Annotated in this window: 17 protein-coding genes and 1 pseudogene; 9 read left to right on the forward strand and 9 right to left on the reverse strand. The window is 74.7% G+C overall.

Annotated features, from left to right (window positions below; translation table 11 throughout):
• The 4 genes from HDA33_RS01500 to HDA33_RS01515 are packed head-to-tail and all read left to right on the forward strand — an operon-like array spanning nucleotide 1 to nucleotide 3,399.
• Entirely contained in the window at nucleotides 1-642 is a 642-nt protein-coding gene (locus HDA33_RS01500; RefSeq protein WP_184170161.1) for an ABC transporter permease, read from the forward strand.
• Nucleotides 639-1,646: an ABC transporter ATP-binding protein gene (locus tag HDA33_RS01505; RefSeq protein ID WP_184170164.1), complete on the forward strand. Its 1,008-nt coding sequence runs from the start codon at nucleotides 639-641 to the stop codon at nucleotides 1,644-1,646. Before HDA33_RS01500 ends, HDA33_RS01505 begins: the two co-directional genes overlap by 4 nt.
• Nucleotides 1,643-2,395 (forward strand): ABC transporter permease, encoded by a 753-nt coding sequence (locus HDA33_RS01510; RefSeq protein WP_184170167.1) that lies wholly within the window; start codon nucleotides 1,643-1,645, stop codon nucleotides 2,393-2,395. Before HDA33_RS01505 ends, HDA33_RS01510 begins: the two co-directional genes overlap by 4 nt.
• Nucleotides 2,392-3,399, forward strand: coding sequence for a glycine betaine ABC transporter substrate-binding protein (locus HDA33_RS01515; protein WP_184170170.1), 1,008 nt, complete (start codon nucleotides 2,392-2,394; stop codon nucleotides 3,397-3,399). Before HDA33_RS01510 ends, HDA33_RS01515 begins: the two co-directional genes overlap by 4 nt.
• A gap of 30 nt (nucleotides 3,400-3,429) precedes the next feature.
• Here the strand turns inward: HDA33_RS01515 and HDA33_RS01520 are convergent, their stop codons facing one another.
• The 5 genes from HDA33_RS01520 to HDA33_RS01540 all read right to left on the reverse strand — a co-directional run bounded on the left by HDA33_RS01520 (nucleotide 3,430) and on the right by HDA33_RS01540 (nucleotide 9,173).
• Nucleotides 3,430-4,902, reverse strand: coding sequence for an alkaline phosphatase D family protein (locus HDA33_RS01520; RefSeq protein WP_184170172.1), 1,473 nt, complete (start codon nucleotides 4,900-4,902; stop codon nucleotides 3,430-3,432).
• A gap of 110 nt (nucleotides 4,903-5,012) precedes the next feature.
• Nucleotides 5,013-6,185: a cysteine desulfurase family protein gene (locus HDA33_RS01525; protein WP_184170175.1), complete on the reverse strand. Its 1,173-nt coding sequence runs from the start codon at nucleotides 6,183-6,185 to the stop codon at nucleotides 5,013-5,015.
• Nucleotides 6,182-7,120 (reverse strand): carboxylating nicotinate-nucleotide diphosphorylase, encoded by a 939-nt coding sequence (gene nadC / locus HDA33_RS01530; RefSeq protein WP_184170178.1) that lies wholly within the window; start codon nucleotides 7,118-7,120, stop codon nucleotides 6,182-6,184. The genes HDA33_RS01525 and nadC overlap by 4 nt, the downstream gene beginning before the upstream one ends.
• Nucleotides 7,117-8,439: a quinolinate synthase NadA gene (gene nadA, locus HDA33_RS01535; RefSeq protein WP_184170181.1), complete on the reverse strand. Its 1,323-nt coding sequence runs from the start codon at nucleotides 8,437-8,439 to the stop codon at nucleotides 7,117-7,119. The genes nadC and nadA overlap by 4 nt, the downstream gene beginning before the upstream one ends.
• Nucleotides 8,436-9,173: an NrtR DNA-binding winged helix domain-containing protein gene (locus HDA33_RS01540; RefSeq protein WP_184170184.1), complete on the reverse strand. Its 738-nt coding sequence runs from the start codon at nucleotides 9,171-9,173 to the stop codon at nucleotides 8,436-8,438. Before HDA33_RS01540 ends, nadA begins: the two co-directional genes overlap by 4 nt.
• 131 nt (nucleotides 9,174-9,304) lie before the next feature.
• Between HDA33_RS01540 and HDA33_RS01545 the strand changes: the two genes are divergently transcribed.
• Complete coding sequence (locus tag HDA33_RS01545; RefSeq protein ID WP_017487917.1) at nucleotides 9,305-10,147, forward strand: alpha/beta fold hydrolase; 843 nt, start codon at nucleotides 9,305-9,307, stop codon at nucleotides 10,145-10,147.
• Between the two features lie 4 nt (nucleotides 10,148-10,151).
• Nucleotides 10,152-10,982: a DUF429 domain-containing protein gene (locus HDA33_RS01550; RefSeq protein WP_338104217.1), complete on the forward strand. Its 831-nt coding sequence runs from the start codon at nucleotides 10,152-10,154 to the stop codon at nucleotides 10,980-10,982.
• Between the two features lie 34 nt (nucleotides 10,983-11,016).
• On the opposite strand, the gene HDA33_RS01555 is transcribed toward HDA33_RS01550, so the two are convergent.
• On the reverse strand, nucleotides 11,017-11,958 hold the full coding sequence (locus tag HDA33_RS01555) for a DUF808 domain-containing protein (protein ID WP_184170190.1): 942 nt from the start codon (nucleotides 11,956-11,958) through the stop codon (nucleotides 11,017-11,019).
• A gap of 116 nt (nucleotides 11,959-12,074) precedes the next feature.
• A pseudogene (locus tag HDA33_RS01560) lies at nucleotides 12,075-12,356 on the reverse strand (ferritin); the annotation flags it as partial.
• Nucleotides 12,357-12,415: 59 nt separating this feature from the next.
• Between HDA33_RS01560 and HDA33_RS01565 the strand changes: the two are divergent.
• Nucleotides 12,416-12,964 carry a PACE efflux transporter gene (locus HDA33_RS01565; protein WP_338104218.1) on the forward strand — a complete coding sequence of 183 codons (549 nt, stop codon included), beginning with the start codon at nucleotides 12,416-12,418 and terminating at the stop codon, nucleotides 12,962-12,964.
• Nucleotides 12,965-13,075: 111 nt separating this feature from the next.
• On the opposite strand, the gene HDA33_RS01570 is transcribed toward HDA33_RS01565, so the two are convergent.
• Nucleotides 13,076-13,966, reverse strand: coding sequence for a patatin-like phospholipase family protein (locus HDA33_RS01570; protein WP_184173700.1), 891 nt, complete (start codon nucleotides 13,964-13,966; stop codon nucleotides 13,076-13,078).
• A 180-nt stretch (nucleotides 13,967-14,146) separates the two neighbouring features.
• Here HDA33_RS01570 and tpx point away from each other — a divergent pair, with 180 nt between their 5' ends.
• Nucleotides 14,147-14,647 (forward strand): thiol peroxidase, encoded by a 501-nt coding sequence (gene tpx, locus HDA33_RS01575; RefSeq protein ID WP_017489371.1) that lies wholly within the window; start codon nucleotides 14,147-14,149, stop codon nucleotides 14,645-14,647.
• A gap of 2 nt (nucleotides 14,648-14,649) precedes the next feature.
• Nucleotides 14,650-15,834, forward strand: a complete 1,185-nt coding sequence (locus HDA33_RS01580; protein WP_184170193.1) for a S1C family serine protease — start codon at nucleotides 14,650-14,652, stop codon at nucleotides 15,832-15,834.
• Nucleotides 15,835-15,892: 58 nt separating this feature from the next.
• Here the strand turns inward: HDA33_RS01580 and zupT are convergent, their stop codons facing one another.
• Complete coding sequence (zupT, locus tag HDA33_RS01585) at nucleotides 15,893-16,681, reverse strand: zinc transporter ZupT (RefSeq protein WP_158491423.1); 789 nt, start codon at nucleotides 16,679-16,681, stop codon at nucleotides 15,893-15,895.
• Nucleotides 16,682-16,759: the final 78 nt, after the last annotated feature.

The following is a 16,759-nucleotide window of genomic DNA, read 5'->3' on the forward strand; positions in this document are numbered from 1 at the left end:
ATGAGCGAGTTCCTCGCCTCACGCTGGCCGGACATCCTCTTCCGGGCCTGGCAGCACGGGTGGCTCGTGCTGCAGGCGCTGGCCATCGCCACCGTCCTCGCCATCGCGCTGGCCGTGATCGCCACGCGGATCAAGGCCCTGACCCCGATCGCGAACGCCCTCACGGCCGTTGGGCTGACCCTGCCCTCCTTCGCGCTCATCGGCGTCCTGATCCCCCTGGTGGGCATCGGGACCGTCCCCGCCGTCGTGGTGGTGGTCTTCTATGCCCTGCTGCCCATCCTCCGCAACGCGCTCGTGGGTCTGCGCGGCGTGGACCCGGACGTGCTGGAGGCCGCCCGGGGGATGGGCATGGGGCCGGTGGCGCTGTTCACCCGGGTGCGTCTCCCGCTGGCCTGGCCCGTGATCCTCACCGGCATCCGGGTCGCGGGCCAGCTCGGCATGGGCGTGGCCGCGGTCGCGGCCTACGTCCTGGGGCCCGGACTGGGCTCGTACATCTTCACGGGGCTGGTCTCCCTGGGCGGCGCCAACGCGTTGAACTACGCCCTCGTGGGCACCCTCGGCATCGTCGTCGTCGCCCTCATCCTGGACGGGCTGCTCGTGCTGCTCGGCCGGCTCACCATCTCGAAGGGACTGCGCGCATGAGCACCGACCGTGACGCCGGGGCCGAGATCCGTCTCGAGTCCCTCACGAAGCGCTATCCAGGGCAGGACCGTCCCGCCGTGGACGCCCTGGACCTCCTCATCCCCGCGGGGGAGACGGTGGTGTTCGTCGGCCCGTCCGGCTGCGGCAAGACCACCTCTCTGAAGATGATCAACCGCCTCATCGAGCCCACCTCCGGGCGGATCCTGATCGGTGGGGAGGACATCACACGCCGCGACCCCACCCGGCTGCGCCGTCAGATCGGCTACGTCGTGCAGGGCGGCGGGATGATGCCCCACCTGTCCGTCGCCGAGAACGTCGGGCTGGTGCCGCGCCTGCTCAAGTGGGACCGCCGGCGCATCGCCGACCGTGTGGACGAGCTGCTCGACCTCGTCGGCCTGGACCCGGCGGTCTATCGAGACCGCTTCCCGCGCGAGCTGTCCGGCGGGCAGCAGCAGCGCGTCGGCGTGGCGCGGGGCCTCGCGGCGGATCCTCCCGTCCTGCTCATGGACGAGCCCTTCGGCGCCGTGGACCCCCTCACCCGCCAGCGCCTGCAGCAGGAGATGCTCGACATCCAGGCCAGGGTGGGCAAGACCATCGTGATGGTCACCCACGACGTGGACGAGGCCGTGCTCCTGGGCGACCGGATCCTTGTGCTCGAACCCGGCGCGCACGTGGCCCAGTACGCCACCCCCGAAGAGGTCCTGGCGCGGCCGGCCACCGAGTTCGTGGCCGACTTCGTGGGGTCGGGGGCAGGGCTCAAGCGGCTGGGGCTGCGGTCGGTCGACTCACTGCCGCTGCGCCCGATCGCACACCACCCGACGAGCACCCTGCCAGACGGGCCCGTGCTCGACGCGGCTACGCCGATCAGCGAGGCCCTCGCGGCCCTGGTCACGGCCCCGACGGAGGAGATCGCCGTGGTCCGTGATGGCACGGTCATCGGTCTGCTCGACTATCCGACACTGCGCGCGCACGCCCGCGCCGGCGACGAGCAGGCTCGGCCATGATCGCCCGGCTGCGTGCGGCCTCCGCCGAGGACCGCCTGCTCCTGATCGGCCTGCCCCTGTTGGTGGCCGCCCTGCTGGTCGGGTGGACCGTCTGGGTGCGCGGAGCCGCCCTCGACGACGTCGAGGCCCGGCTGCTGACCTGGCCCACCGTCCTGCGCCTCACCGCTGAGCACCTGGCCCTCGTCGGCGTGTCCACCGTTCTTGTCGTGGCGACGGCCGTCCCGCTCGGCGTGCTGCTGAGCCGCCCCGCCGCCCGGCGGTTCACCCCCGTCGCCATGGGGCTGGCCAACGCCGGCCAGGCCGCTCCCGTGATCGGTGTGATCGTCCTGCTCGCCATGGCGTGGGGGTTCGGCTTCCGGGTCGCCGTCCTGGCCCTGTCCCTCTACGCGTTCCTGCCCGTGCTGGCCAACACCCTGGCCGGGCTGCGGGGCGTCGACCCCACCGTCGTCGAGGCGGCCCGCGGCATGGGCATGTCGCCGCTGCAGACCCTGCTTCGGGTGGAGCTGCCCTTGGCCCTGCCCGTGATCATGGCGGGTCTGCGGACCGCCCTGGTGCTGCTCGTGGGCACCGGGGCGTTCGCGACGTTCATCGACGCCGGCGGCCTCGGCCTGCTCATCCAGACCGGGATCGTCCTGTTCCGTTTCCCGCTGCTCGTCTCGGGGGCGATCCTCGTGGCCGCCCTCGCCCTGATGATCGAGTGGATCGGCCGCCTCGTCGAGACGCTGGCCACCCCGAGGGGGCTCGCATGACCACCCCGCGTGCGACCATCCCGTCCCGCCGCCGCGGCCGGACCCCCGCTCGCGCCGCGCTCGCCGCGCTCGGCCTGGCGGCCTCCCTCGTCCTGTCCGGGTGCGGGCTGAGCACCGCCGGCGGCTACCTGCCCTCGGGCACGCCCGCCGGCGACGTCGCCGGGATCGACCTCGAGGGCGCCCACGTGGCGGTGGGCTCCAAGAACTTCAACGAGGGCGTCGTGCTCGGCAAGATCACCGCGATCCTGCTGCGCTCCGCGGGGGCCGACGTCGAGGATCTGACCAACATGCCGGGTTCGCTCAGTGCGCGCCAGGCCCAGGTCGCAGGCGTCGTGGACGTCGAGTGGGACTACACGGGGACGGCCTGGATCACGTACCTGGGCCACACCGATCCGATCCCGGACGCCCAGGCGCAGTGGGCCGCGGTCCGGGACGAGGACGCGCAGCAGGGTCTGGTGTGGCTGCCGCCGGCCGAACTCGACAACACCTACACCTTCTCCGTGCGCCAGGACCGGGCGGAGGAGCTCGGCCTGGAGACGCTCGCGGACATCAAGGACCTCCCCACCCAGGACCAGTCCTTCTGCGTGAGTGCCGAATTCGCCGCCCGCAACGACGGGTTCCTGCCCATGCTCGAGGCCTACGGGATCGAACGGCCCACCGGATCCCGGCTGCGCCAGATGGACATCGGGGCGGTGTTCGCCGCGGTGGCGGACGGGTCGTGCACCTTCGGGGAGGCGTACTCCACGGACGGGCGGATCGCCGCGCTGGACCTGACGACCCTGCAGGACCCGCTGAGCTTCTTCCCGAAGTACAACGCGGCCCCCATCGTGCGCGAGGAGGTCCTGGCCGAGCACCCCGAGATCGCCGACCTGCTGGCGCCCGTGACCGCGCGCCTGGACAACGCGACGGCCGCGCGCCTGAACGCGCGGGTGGACGTCGACGGCGAGGAGCCCACCCAGGTCGCGTGGGACTGGCTCCGCGAGGAGGGCCTGATCACCGACTGACGGTCCGCCGACGCCGCGCGGGGCGGCGGATCAGGCCGCCGTCAGCGTGCGCGAGTAGACCGTCCGGCCGACGGCGTTGATGGGGCCGGCCACGAACTCCCAGAACGGCTCGAAGTCGGTGAACGCCGCGCGGTCGGGAGAGTAGTGGTGCGCCGCGCAGTAGTGGACGTCGCCGGTGAGGAACACGACGTTCTTCACGCCGTGGTCCTTGATCGCCTTCAGGAGGCGGGCGATCTCCAGCTCGCGGCCCAGCGGGGCGCCGTCGTCGCCGTTGGACAGGGACTCCTGCCCCGTGCCGTCGGGGACGATCAGGCCCAGCGGCAGGTCGTTGGCGATGACCTTCCACGTGGCGGTCGACGCGCGCAGCCCGCGGATGAGCCACTGCAGCTGCTCCTCGCCCAGGATCGGGGTCTCGTGGGTCTCGAGCCCCGGGGTGTTCTCGCCCTTGTGGGTGCGCATGTCCAGGGCGAACACGTCGAGCGTCGCGCCGCGGGGGATCCGGCGGTAGATGCGGGCGGGCTCGAAGCCGGAGCCGCGGCGCAGGGCCGTGGAGTCGGCGATCGGCATGTACTCCTGCCACGCGCGGCGGGCGCGGGCGGCCAGCGTGTCCACGTCACGGACCTGGGTGTAGCGCGGGTCTTCGAGGACCTCGCCCGGCCACCAGTTGTTGGTCGTCTCGTGGTCGTCCCACTGGGCGATGACGGGGACGTCCGCGTACAGGGCGCGGAGGTTGTCGTCCATCATGTTGTAGCGGTGGCGGCCGCGGAACTCGTCCAGCGTCTCGGCGACCTTGGACGTCTCCTCCGTGACGAGGTTGCGCCAGGTGGGCTCGCCGGCCACCTCGAGGGTCTCCGGGATGGGGTTGTCCGCGTAGATCGTGTCGCCGGAGTGCAGGAAGAAGTCGGGCTTCGTGGCGTGCATCGCCGCGTAGCCGCGCATGCCGCCGATCTCCGGGTTGATGCCGTAGCCCTGCCCCGCGGTGTCCGCGGTCCACACGAAGGACTGGGCGGCGGAGGTCGTCCGGCCGAACCGCGCGCCGGGCGCCGTCGTGAAACGGGACACGGCCGACTCGCCCAGGCGGCCGGCCTCGTCCTCGAACGCGTACGTCACCTCGAAGCGGGTGCCGGAGGGCAGCGCGTCCGCGAGGATCTTCGCGGTGTGGTCGGTGGCCCCGTCGACCCAGCCGGAGCGCAGGGTCAGCCCGCGAGCGAAGCGGCCGCGCAGCACCTTCCCGTCCTCGTCGACCGCGCGCAGCGTGGCGTGCAGGCGCGAACGGCCGGACGAGCGCGCCCACAGCACGGCCGAGTTCGAGGTGACGTCACCGGTGGCGACGCCGGAAGGCAGCGTCAGGCGGGACGCGACCAGGCCACCGGGGGTGTGGCGGGCCGGACGGGCGGCGGCGGGGCCGGCGAGGGCGGCGGGGGCGAGCACGGCGGCGGACGCCGCGGCGAGCACCGAACGGCGGGAGGCAGAGTGGGACAGGGGTGCGGTGGTCTGCTTCACGGAGCCAGGGTGGGGCACGCAGGCGAGGGACATGTGGCGTCGGGCTGACCCCCGGATGAACTTCCGACGCCGGCCCCCGGCGGCATCGGGGTCGACCGGCCCGGGGCCGATCAGCGCAGGGCGCTGACTGTCCGGACGGCGTCGACGATCGCGTCCGCGGCGGCGTCGAGGAGCGGGGCGTCGGCGTCCGGGCCGAACGTGCAGCGCAGGGCCGTGCGGGCCTCGTCCTCGCTCAGGCCCAGGGCGAGCAGGGCGGGGGAGGGCTCGGTCGAGTGCGCCGAGCACGCGGAGCCGGCCGAGGCCAGCACGCCGCGGCGGGCCGCCTCCTCGAGCACGGACTCCCCGTTGACCCCGGGCAGCACGAATGAGGCGTGACGCGGCAGCCGCCGCGCGGGATGGCCGGTCAGCCGGGCGTCGGGCACGAGCTCCCGGACGCCGTCGAGCACGCGCGCCGCGAACCGGTCCCGCAGCCCGGCCCACGCGTCCGCGGCCGCGGCGCGCTCCGCCTCGGCCTCCTCGAAGGCGGCCGCGAACCCGGCCGCGCCGGCCACGTTCTGCGTCCCGGACCGTCGGCCCCGCTCCTGGCCGCCGCCGGGCACGAGCGGTTCCAGGGCGTGACCCGGGCGCACCCACAGTGCGCCGACCCCCTTGGGCCCGCCCACCTTGTGCCCGGACAGCGCCACGAGATCCGCACCGAGGGCGCGCACGTCCACAGGGATCTGCCCCGCGGCCTGCACTGCGTCCACGTGCACGGGCACGCCCGCCTCCCGGGCGACGGCGGCCAGCTCGGCCACCGGCTGCACCGTGCCCACCTCGTTGTGGGCCAGGTGCACGCTGACCAGCGCGGTGTCCGGGCGCAGGCGGGCGGCGAGGTCGGTCGCGGAGGTCAGGCCGTCACGGTCCAGCGCGAGGTGCTCGACCTCGACGCCGTGCAGCCGGGCCAGCTGGTCGCAGGACTGCCGCACCGCGCTGTGCTCGATCCCCGTGGTCAGCACGTGGCCCGCCGGGCGTCCGGCGAGGATCCGGGCGCGCACCGTGCCGAGCACGGCGAGCGCGTCGGCCTCCGTGCCACCCGAGGTGAACACGACCTGCCCGGCCCGGGCGCCGATCGCGCGGGCCACCCGCGCGCGGGCGTCCTCGAGCAGGGCCGCCGCCGCCCGGCCGGCCTCATGGGCCGAGGACGGGTTGCCGTAGACACCGGTGAGCGCTGGCCACATCGCCTCCAGCGCGCTGCGCCGGACGGGCGCGGTGGCCGCGTGGTCGAGGTAGAGGGCCGCGCTCATCGACGGCCGGGCGCCGGGGCGTCCGCCGCGTCCACCACGGCGTCGAGGCCGAGGTCCAGGGCGCGGACGCTGTGCGTCAGCGCGCCCACGGACACCACGTCCACGCCCGTGGCCGCGATCACCCCGATGGTCTCCAGGCTCACCCCGCCGGAGGCCTCGACGACGGCGCGCCCGGCCACCAGCTCCACCCCGGCCCGCAGGTCGGCGAGGGAGAAGTTGTCCAGCATCACCGTGCCCACGCCGGCGGCGAGCACGGCGGGCAGCTGGTCGAGCCGGTCCACCTCGACCTCCACGTGGACCGTGTGGGGCAGGCGGGCCAGGCCGGCGCGCAGCGCCCGCGTGAGCTCCTCGCCCGGGGCGTCTTCGCCGCCGAAGCCGAGGGCCGCCAGGTGGTTGTCCTTGAGCATCACGGCGTCGGAGAGGCCGTGGCGGTGGTTGTGGCCGCCGCCGTCCCGCACCGCCTGACGCTCCAGCACCCGCAGGCCCGGGGTGGTCTTGCGGGTGTCCGCCACGCGGGCGTGGCCGCCCCCGGCGCGCACCGCGGCCACGTGGGCCGCCGTCGCCGTGGCGATCCCGGACATGCGCTGGGCGAGGTTGAGCGCCACGCGCTCGGCGCGCAGCACCGAGCGGGCCGGGCCCGCCACCTCGGCGACGACGGCGCCGGGGGACAGGTCGGCGCCGTCGGCCAGGTGCAGGGTCACCTCCGTGGCGGGATCCACGAGCCGGAACGCGGCCTCGAGGGCGGCGGTGCCGGAGAGCACGCCGGCCTCGCGGGCCACCACGCGCGCGGTGATCCGGGCCTGCTCCGGGACGAAGGCCTCCGAGGAGACGTCACCCCAGGGCGCGTCCTCGGCCAGGGCCGCGGCCACGATCCGCTCCACGTCCGCGATCGGCGCCGGCGTCGGCCCCCACGCGCCGCCCGTGCCCGCGCTCACGCGCCGGCCCCCTGCGCGACGGACTGCCGGGGCGCCACCGCGAGCATGCGCTCGAGGGCGGCGCGGGCCGGGTCGGCCACCGCGTCCGGCACGGTGATCCGGTTGACCACGCGGCCGGCCACGAGCTCCTCGAGCACCCACGCGAGGTAGCCCGGGTGGATGCGGTACATGGTGGAGCAAGGGCAGATCACCGGGTCGAGGCAGAAGATCGTGTGCTCCGGGTGCTGGGCGGCCAGGCGCTGCACGAGGTTGATCTCGGTGCCGATCGCGAAGGTGGAGCCGGCCGGGGCGGCCTGGATGGCCTTGACGATGTGGTCGGTGGAGCCGGACTCGTCCGCGGCCTCGACCACGGGCAGCGGGCACTCGGGGTGCACGATCACCCGCACGTCCGGATGCTCGGCGCGGGCCTGCTCGATCTGGGCCACCGTGAACCGACGGTGCACGGAGCAGAAGCCGTGCCAGAGCAGGACCCGGGCGTCCCGCAGCGTCTCCGCGGTGTTGCCGCCCAGTGGCAGGCGGGGGTTCCACATCGGCATCCGCTCCAGCTCGATCCCCATCGCCCGGCCCGTGTTGCGGCCGAGGTGCTGGTCCGGGAAGAAGAGCACCCGCTGGGCGCGCTCGAAGGCCCACTCGAGCACGGCGGAGGCGTTGGACGAGGTGCACACGATGCCCCCGCGCTCGCCCACGAAGCCCTTGAGGGCGGCAGAGCAGTTCATGTAGGTCACCGGCAGCAGCGGCACCCGGCCGTCCGCGTCCGGCTCGGTGCCGTACACCTCCTCGAGCTGCTCCCACGCGTCCTGGACGGAGTCGAGGTCCGCCATGTCCGCCATGGAGCAGCCTGCGGCGAGGTTCGGCAGGATCACGGCCTGCTCCGGGGTGGAGAGCAGGTCCGCGGTCTCGGCCATGAAGTGCACGCCGCAGAACACGATGGCCTCGGCCTCGGGGCGGCCCTGGGAGGCGCGCGCCAGCTGGAACGAGTCGCCCACGAAGTCGGCGTGCTGGACCACCTCGTCGCGCTGGTAGAAGTGGCCGAGCACCACGGCGCGGTCGCCGAGGGCGGCCTTGGCCGCGGCGATGCGCGCGTGCAGCTCCTCGTCCGAGGCCTGCTGGTACTCCTCGGGGATGCGGCCCTGCACGGGGGCGTCCGCTGGGATGGCGTCGTCCTGGGACGCGCCGGGGCCGTAGGCGGGCAGGCCGGCGTCGAAGGCCCAGGGGCCCGTGGTCAGGTCGGACGAGCAGGCGGAGCCGCGGGCGGGGTCCCGGGCGACGAGGGTCAGGGTGCGGGCCACCGAGGCGGTGGTCTCGGGCGTGGCGGTCATGAGAGGTCTCCTGGATCGTCAGGGGCGGCCGGCGGCGGGGCGCCGTCGGCGGGTCGGTAGCGATAGAGCTTGGGCGGGCGGTGCCGGGTGCCGGCGCGGACCTCGCCGGTCTCCTCGAGCACCCCGGTGGCGAGGGTGGCCCGGCGGAAGTTGGCGGCGTCGAGGGTGCGGCCGAGGACGGCCTCGTGCACGGCGCGCAGCTCGGCGAGCGTGAAGGAGGGGCCGAGCAGGGCGTGCGCAACGCCGGCCCGCGGCAGGTCCGCGCGCAGGCGCGCCACGGCCGCGGTCAGGATCTCGGCATGGTCGAACGCCATCGCGGGGGGCGCGTCGGCCCGCTGCCAGCGCACGTGGACGCCGGCGGGCAGCCCCGCGACGTCGAGGCCGCCGCTGTAGGACGGGGCCGCGCCGTCGTCGTCGAGGGCGGGGCTGAGGGCCCAGTGGGCCACCGTGAGCACGCGGCCGGTGGGGGAGCGGTCCACGGCGCCGAAGGCGGCCAGCTGTTCGAGGCGCCGGACGGGGCCCGGGACGGTCTCGGCCGCCACCCGGGCGGCGGCGTCGGCGAGCTCCTCGTCGGCGGCGAGCCAGGTGCCCGGCAGCGCCCACCGGTCCAGGAACGGCTCGCGCATCCGCGGCACGAGGGCCACATGCAGGCGGGGCGCCCCGGAGGCGTCCGCGCGCACGCCGAAGACGGCCGTGGAGACGGCCACGGTGACGCGGGCCTCGGGTGCGGGCACGGCGGACTCCTCGGGAGGGACCGGCGGGGATGTTCTGGTCAGTATGACACTCTTCTCCGCGTGCAGAAAACGTCGGTATGACCATAAGTGATCAGGGGTCGCCCCGCCGCCTGCCCGTTAGCCTGGAGCGCGTGAGCACCCCTGACCCCTCCGCATCCGCCGCCCCCTCCGACGCCGCCCTCGCCTCCGACGTGATCGGCGACGGGCCGCACCGCGTCGCCTTCCTCCACGGCCTCATGGGCCGGGGCAGGAACTTCACGGGCCCGGCCAAGGCGCTCGCGGACGACTTCACGGTGGAGCTCCTCGACCTGCCGGACCACGGCCGGTCCCCCTGGACGGACCGGGTGGACTACCAGGAGATCGCGGACCGGGTGGCGGAGCACCTGCGGGCCGGCCTGGCCGCGGACGGCCCGGTGCACGTGCTCGGCCACTCGATGGGCGGCAAGGTCGCCATGGTGCTGGCCCTGCGCCACCCGGACCTCGTGGACCGCCTGATCGTGGAGGACATCTCCCCGCGGCTGTCCCCGCAGGCCACCGACGAGTTCGTGCACCTGCTCGGCACCATGCTGCGCATGGATCTGGACTCCTACGAGTCCCGCGCCGAGGCGGACGCGGCGATGGCCGAGCACGTGCACGACGCGCGGGTGCGCGGCTTCCTGCTCCAGAACCTGCGCCGCGAGGGCGGCCGGTTCGCGTGGCAGCCCAACGTGGCCATGCTCTTCGAGCATCTGGAGGCGGTCGGCTCCTTCCCGGACCCGGCGGCGCCGGAGGACCCGGACCGCGTGTTCGACCGCCCGGTGCTGTGGCTGGCGGGCGCGAACTCCGACTACGTGCGGGACGAGGACGTGCCCCGCATGAAGGACCTGTTCCCGCGCGTCGTCCGGGTCACGGTCCGCGACGCGGGGCACTGGCTCCACGCGGACCAGCCGGAGGCGTTCGTCTCGGCCGTGCGCACGTTCCTCACGGCGGACTGAGGCGGTGCGTGCGCCCGCCGCGCCGGTGCGGATCGCCGGCGTGGACCTCGCGGCCGCGCCGGAGCGCACCGGCTGGGCTGTCCTGGAGCTGACGGCGCTGCCGTCCCCGGACGGCAGGGGTGCGTCCGGGCGGCTGGCGGCGGCGGGCCGCGGCCTCGACGACGGCGCCCTCCTGGACCTGCTGGCGTCGACCGCGCTCACCGGCGTGGACGTGCCCGTCGGCTGGCCGGCGCCCTTCCGCGCGCTTCTCGACGGCGCACGCGACCCCGATGGCGGCGCCCTCGGCGCGGGCGGCCCCGCATGGCGCCGGGAGATGACCCTGCGGGAGACGGACCACGCCGTCACCGCGCGGACCGGCCTGCGGCCGCTGTCCGTGGCGGCGGACAGGATCGCCCATCCCGCCCTGCGGTGGGCCGCCGTGGCCGCCGAGGGACGCCGTCGGAGGCTGGCGCTGCCGCTCGAGGGCCCCGTGGCCGACCCCGTGCCGGAGGGCGGCGCCGCCCGGGCGTGCGAGGTGTATCCGGCCGGCACGCTGCACGTGTGGGGGCTGCCCCACCGCGGCTACAAGGCGTCCGCGAGGGAGCCGGGGTCGGGCGTGCGCGCGGCGATCTTCGCCGGCGTCGAGGCGAGGCACCCCGGCGTGGACCTCTCCGCCGGCCACGCGGCCGCCCTCGCCTCGGACGACGTGCTGGACGCCGTCGTCGCCGCCCTGTCCGCCGCGTGGGCGGCCGGGGGAGCGGCCCGCGGCCCGGCCCCCGGCCGCCAGCGCGAGCTCGCGGCCGCCGAGGGGTGGATCTGGCTGCCGGAGACGGACGGGGCGGGCCGGTCGAGGTGACCGGCCCGCCCCGGGGCGTTCGTGCGGTGGCGCGTCAGTGCGCCAGGGTGTCCTTCTTGCCGCGCAGGCGGTTGACCACGAGGACCACGCCGAGGGCGAGCGAGCCCCAGATCAGGCCCCACAGGGCGGAGGTCAGGGTCTCCACGAGCCAGGCCACGAAGCCGCCGGCCGCCTCCACGGCGTGGACGATCCCGTGCTGGACGTCGTAGGGCCACGGCACGCCCAGGGCGGCGAGCTCGACGAGCACGATGTGGCCGCCCACCCAGAGCATGGCCACGGTGCCGATCACGGTGATCGCGGTCAGCACGTGGGGCATGGCCTTGACCAGGCCGGCGCCGAACCTGCGGCCTCCCGCGGTGCGCCCGTTCTCCGTCATGTGCAGGCCCACGTCGTCCATCTTCACGATCAGCGCGACGGCGCCGTAGACCACGGCGGTGATCAGGATGGCCACGACCACGAGGATCACGGCCTTGAGCCAGAAGCCGACGTCGGCCACCTCGTTCATGGAGATGACCATGATCTCGGCGGAGAGGATGAAGTCGGTGGTGATCGCGCCGCGGACCACCTTGTCCTCCGCCTCGGGGCCCTTCTCCACGGCCGGCTCGTCGTGCTCGGGGGAGTGCCCGGTGAGCTTGCCCCACACCTTGTGGGCGCCCTCGTATGCGAGGTAGGTGCCGCCGGCCAGCAGCAGCCACGGCAGCACCCACGGCGCCAGCCAGTCCAGCAGCAGCAGCGCCGGGAGGATGAACAGCAGCTTGTTGCGCAGCGAGCCCTTGGTGATGCGCCAGATCATGGGCAGCTCGCGGTTCGCCGCGGCGCCGGCCATGTACTGCGGGGTGACGGCGGCGTCGTCCACCACCACGCCGGCCGCCTTCGCGGACGCCCTCGCGGCGCCGGCTGCGACGTCGTCCACGCTCGCGGCGGCGAGGCGGGCGAGGGCGGCGACGTCGTCGAGCAGAGCGACCAGACCGCTCATGGTTCCTCCTGGGACGTGGGACGACGCCTCGGGACGCCGACGCGCGAAGGGCGCGCGGGTCGAGCATATCGACCCGCGCGCCCTTCAGAGAGGCGGCGTGGCCTCCCGGTGCGGGATCAGGCCGGCTCGGTGGTCTCCGTCGGGCGGGAGGACAGGCGCGTGTCCATGCGCAGCAGGCCCGAGCCGTCGTCGCCCACCAGCTCGAGCTGGCCGACGATCTCGGAGACCGTGGCCTCCTCCTCGATCTGCTCCTCGAGGAACCAGTTCAGCAGCGGCCGCGAGCTGAGGTCGCCGGCGGCGTCCGTGGCCCGGTAGAGCTCGCGGATGGACTCCGAGACCTTCTTCTCGTGGGCGAGGGCGGCGCGGAAGATCTCCAGGGCGGAGAGGTCCGCGTCCACGGCGGTGACGCCGGTCACCGGATTCGCCGCCGCCGCGGCCGATGCCTAGGCTGAGCGCCGTGTCCGAGACCCTCACCATCGCCCCGCGTCCCGACGACGCCCCCTCCGTGCCGTCGTCGTCCTCCGACGCGCCCCGGTGCCCCGGGGGCCGCCGCGCCCTGGTGAGGCGGCGGGTGTTCCGCTCACCGCTGCAGCGACGGATCGTCTACGCGGTGGTCTTCGAGCTGCTGGCCATCCTCTTCACCACCGGGATCCTGGCCGCGTTCGGCAACTCGGGCGGCTCCTCGCTGGCGGTCGCCGTGGTCTCCTCCACGGTGGCCCTGCTGTGGAACATCGCTTTCAACTCGATGTTCGAGGCGTTCGAGCGACGCGCGGGCATCACCGGCCGGCCGTGGTGGCTGCGGGCGCTGCACGCCGTCGCCTTCGAGGGCGGGCTCATCCTCTTCCTGGTTCCGGCCGTCGCGCTCATCCTGGGCGTGGGGCTGTGGCAGGCCTTCCTCATCGAGGCTGGGCTGCTCGTGTTCTTCCTCGTCTACGCCGCCGTGTACGCCTACGCGTTCGACTCGGTGTTCGGCCTGCCGGACTCGGCCGCCGGCGCCACGCGCTGACCCCCACCGCCTTGCGCGGGGACGCTGCCACGCACTGAGGCCCACACGCGCGGGCGGACTGTCTGCGCCGCGGGGCAGTGCTGTCGGTCCCGAGGGGAGCGCCGCGGCCCGTTAGAGGCCCAGGAACTCCCGGATCGCCGGCATCTCCCGGCGCACCTGCGCCAGGCCGAGCTCATGGGCGGCCGCCAGCTTCGCCACGGAGCGCTCGCCGTTGGAGACCGGCATGGACTCCGGGACGAACAGGTACGCCCGCCCCTGCCGCTCCATCTCGAAGAGGCGCTCGCGGGTCTCGTTGTAGCGGCGCCACCGGCTGATCAGGGCCTCGGCCACCGCGGGATAGCGGCGGAAGGTGCGCTGGTAGAAGGCCGGGAACCGCTCCGGCCGCTTCACGTAGGAGCGCTCGCGCGTCATCACCACGAACAGCTTCTCGAAGCCGGCCTCCTCGGCGGCCGTGACCGGGATGCCGCCGTCCACGCCGAGCGCACCGTCCACGAACACCGTGCCCTCGGCGTGCACGGGCGGCATGAGCACGGGCATGGTGGAGGAGGCCCGCACCCGCACCATGAGGTCGGCCAGCGTGCCCATGTCCGAGCGGTCCCACCAGCGGGTCTGCCCGGTCACCGCGTCGAATCCGACCAGGACGAGCCGGGCGGGGTTCGCCTGGAACGTCGCGAAGTCGTAGGGCAGGTCCGCCTCGGGCAGGCCGGCGTGCTCGTAGATGTACTCCGCGTTGAACAGCCCCTTGCCGCGGACGAAGCTCAGCCAGTTGCCGAAGCGCGGGTCGTCCGCGAAGTCCACGAAGGAGCGGCGGGCACGCTCGGGATCGCGTGCCAGGTAGTTCACGGAGTTCGAGGAGCCGGCGGAGATGCCGGCCACGAAGTCCACGTGGATCCGCTCGCGCAGCAGCTCGGCCACCACGGCCGAGGTCAGGGAGGCGCGCATGCCGCCGCCCTCGAACAGCAGCGCGGTGTCCGTGACGTTGGACGTCAGGGGAGTTCGCATCATGGCCCCTCTCTGTTCGCCGTCCGCCGAACGGAGCGCCCGGGGCGCATCGTTCGGCCGCGCCCATCCTAGGGGCAGGCGGGCCCGGCGTCGTGGACGAGGCTCGGCGGAGGGCCGGGAGACTGCTCACGCTGCCGCCCGCGCCAGGAGCCTCCCACCCCCACCGCATAGGCTGTCCCCATGGCCACGACCCACATGAAGAGCACCCCCGTCCAGACCGTCGGCGACCTGCCCGAGGTGGGCGCCCCCGCCCCGGACTTCACCCTCACCGGCGCGGACCTGTCCCCGGTGACCCTGCAGGAGCTGCGCGGGCGCCGCGTGATCCTCAACGTGTTCCCCTCGCTGGACACCGGCGTGTGCGCCGCCTCCGTCCGCGAGTTCAACTCCCGCGCCACGGACCTGGAGGACACCACCGTCCTCGCCGTCTCCGCGGACCTGCCCTTCGCGGCGGCCCGCTTCTGCTCCGCCGAGGGCATCGAGAACGTCCGCTCCGGCTCCGTGTTCCGCTCCTCCTTCGGGGACGACTACGGGGTGACCATGGTGGACGGCCCGCTCGAGGGCCTGCTCGCGCGCGCCGTCGTCGTGGTGGACGCGGAGGGCGTGGTCCGCCACGCCCAGCTGGTCCCCGAGATCACCGAGGAGCCGGACTACGAGGCCGCCCTGGCGGCCGCGCAGGCCTGAGCATGAGCGTCCCGCCAGGCTGGCCGCCGCGCCGCCGGCGCTCGCCGCTGGCCCTGGCGATCTCCTTCTTCGGCGTGCTCGGCGCGCTCGTGCTCGCCGTCGGGGTGACCCTGCTGGTGGCGGGGCGGATGGTCGACGTCGCCGGTGCCCCGGACCCCGTCGTCTCGGCGCGGGAGGCGGCTCCCCAGGACGCCGGCGCGCTCGCCCAGGAGCTGGCCGGCGCCCACGAGGGCGTGACGGTCGACTGGGACGCGCCCGCCCACGCGGGGTCCGAGCTGGACCCGGGGCTCGCGGTGGACCACGCGCCGGGCATCCTGCTCGTCGAGACGGTCCTGGGCCAGCGGATGGGCACCGGCACCGGCATGGTCCTCACCCCCGAGGGCCTGGCGCTGACCAACTACCACGTGGTGGAGGACTCCTCCGAGGTCTTCGTGGTGGAGGCGGACACGGGGGAGCGGCACACGGCCACGGTCCTCGGGCGGGACGCGGAGCACGACGTCGCGGTGCTGGATGTCCACGGCGTCTCCGACCTGCCGGTGGCCAGCGTCTCGCTGGACCCGGTCCGGCGCGGGGACGAGGTGGCGGCGGTCGGCAACGGGCGCGGCCAGGGGCATCTCACCGCGGTGCGCGGCACGGTGCTCGGCACGGACCGCTCCATCATGGCCGCGTCCCAGGGCAGCGACGAGTACGCGCGCCTGACGGGCCTGATCCAGACGGACGCGGACGTGGTGCCCGGCTACTCGGGCGGTCCCGTGGTGGACGACGACGGCCAGGTGGTCGGCGTCACCGTGGCGGCCAGCGACGGGACGGGCGCGCAGGAGGTCGACGGCTTCGCCATCCCGCTGGGCGTCGCCTTGGGCGTCGTGGACCAGGTCCTCTCCGGGGAGGAGACGGACACCGTCAGCATCGGCGCGGACGGCGCGCTGGGCATCATGGTGGCCGCCGACCCCGAGGCCGGCGTCGTGGTGATGCAGGTGGACGCGGACTCGGCGGCCGAGGCGATCGGCCTCGTGGCAGGGGACGTCGTGCTGGCCGTCGACGGCCAGGCGGTGGAGGGCAACGCCTCCCGCATGTCCCGCCTGGTGAACGACCACAACGTGGGGGACCGGATCACCGTGACGTGGCGGACTGCCTCCGGCGAGGTCCGCGAGGCCGAGGCCGTGCTGCAGGAGGCCGTGGTCAACTGACCCGCCGCGGCCCGGCCGTCTCCCTCGGCGCGGCTCAGCCGTGCGGGCGCCGTCCGGCTCAGCCGAGCAGGTCGAGGGAGATCGCCATCGCGGCGACGCCCAGCAGGACGCCGGCCAGCGTGGCCGCCCGCCCGCCGGCGGCGCGGGCCGCGGGCAGCAGCGCGTCCAGGCTGACGGTGATCATCACGCCGGCCACGGCGGCGAACACCACCGCCACGAGCGCGGGGGTGAGGAACGGGGCGAGCAGCAGCCAGCCCACGAGGGCGCCCACGGGCTCGGCGAGGCCGGTGAACGCGGTCCACGCGAAGGCCTTGCGCCGGGAGCCGGTGGCCCGCCGGACGGGCACGGCCACGGCGATCCCCTCGGGCACGTTGTGCACCGCCATCGCCACGGCCAGCGCCACCCCCACGGACGGGTCCTGCAGGGCGCCCGCGAATGTCACGAACCCCTCGGGGACGTTGTGCAGGCCGATCGCCAGCGCCGTCACCATGCCCAGGCGCATCAGCCGCAGCCGGCTCAGCCCGTCGGGGCCGTCCACGTCGTCCGGCACGCCCGCCGCGGGCACCGGCACCGCGCGCTCGAGGAGCACGTAGCCGGCCGCGCCCACCGCGAGCGCGCCCACTGCGAGGGCGGTGGCGGCCCCGCCGACCGCGCCGGCCAGCCCCTCGACGGCCACCGGCAGCATCTCCAGGAAGGACACCGCGATCATCACGCCGGCGGCCAGGCCCAGCGCGGCCCCGAGACCGCGCCCGGAGGGCTCCTTCCCGACGACGGCGAGGACGCCGCCCAGCACCGTGGCCAGGCCGGCGAAGGCCGTCAGGGCCAGGGCGATCCAGAAGGGGTCCACGGCGCATCCTCCTGAAGCACGTGCGGCGGGGTGCGACCATCCTAATGAGCCGGCCGGCGGCCTCCGTCTCATCACCGT

Origin of the sequence: Micrococcus endophyticus (assembly GCF_014205115.1) — a bacterium.
Taxonomy (GTDB): Bacteria; Actinomycetota; Actinomycetes; order Actinomycetales; family Micrococcaceae; genus Micrococcus; species Micrococcus endophyticus.

Bases quoted from the DNA above. Each gene is read 5' to 3' on its own strand.
- HDA33_RS01580 (WP_184170193.1), top strand. From the start codon at position 14,650: ATGAGCGTCCCGCCAGGCTGGCCGCCGCGCCGCCGGCGCTCGCCGCTG.
- HDA33_RS01515 (WP_184170170.1), top strand. From the start codon at position 2,392: ATGACCACCCCGCGTGCGACCATCCCGTCCCGCCGCCGCGGCCGGACC.
- HDA33_RS01570 (WP_184173700.1), bottom strand. From the start codon at position 13,966: ATGCGAACTCCCCTGACGTCCAACGTCACGGACACCGCGCTGCTGTTC.
- HDA33_RS01555 (WP_184170190.1), bottom strand. From the start codon at position 11,958: ATGAGCGGTCTGGTCGCTCTGCTCGACGACGTCGCCGCCCTCGCCCGC.
- HDA33_RS01500 (WP_184170161.1), top strand. From the start codon at position 1: ATGAGCGAGTTCCTCGCCTCACGCTGGCCGGACATCCTCTTCCGGGCC.
- HDA33_RS01510 (WP_184170167.1), top strand. From the start codon at position 1,643: ATGATCGCCCGGCTGCGTGCGGCCTCCGCCGAGGACCGCCTGCTCCTG.
- tpx (WP_017489371.1), top strand. From the start codon at position 14,147: ATGGCCACGACCCACATGAAGAGCACCCCCGTCCAGACCGTCGGCGAC.
- HDA33_RS01525 (WP_184170175.1), bottom strand. From the start codon at position 6,185: ATGAGCGCGGCCCTCTACCTCGACCACGCGGCCACCGCGCCCGTCCGG.
- HDA33_RS01505 (WP_184170164.1), top strand. From the start codon at position 639: ATGAGCACCGACCGTGACGCCGGGGCCGAGATCCGTCTCGAGTCCCTC.
- nadA (WP_184170181.1), bottom strand. From the start codon at position 8,439: ATGACCGCCACGCCCGAGACCACCGCCTCGGTGGCCCGCACCCTGACC.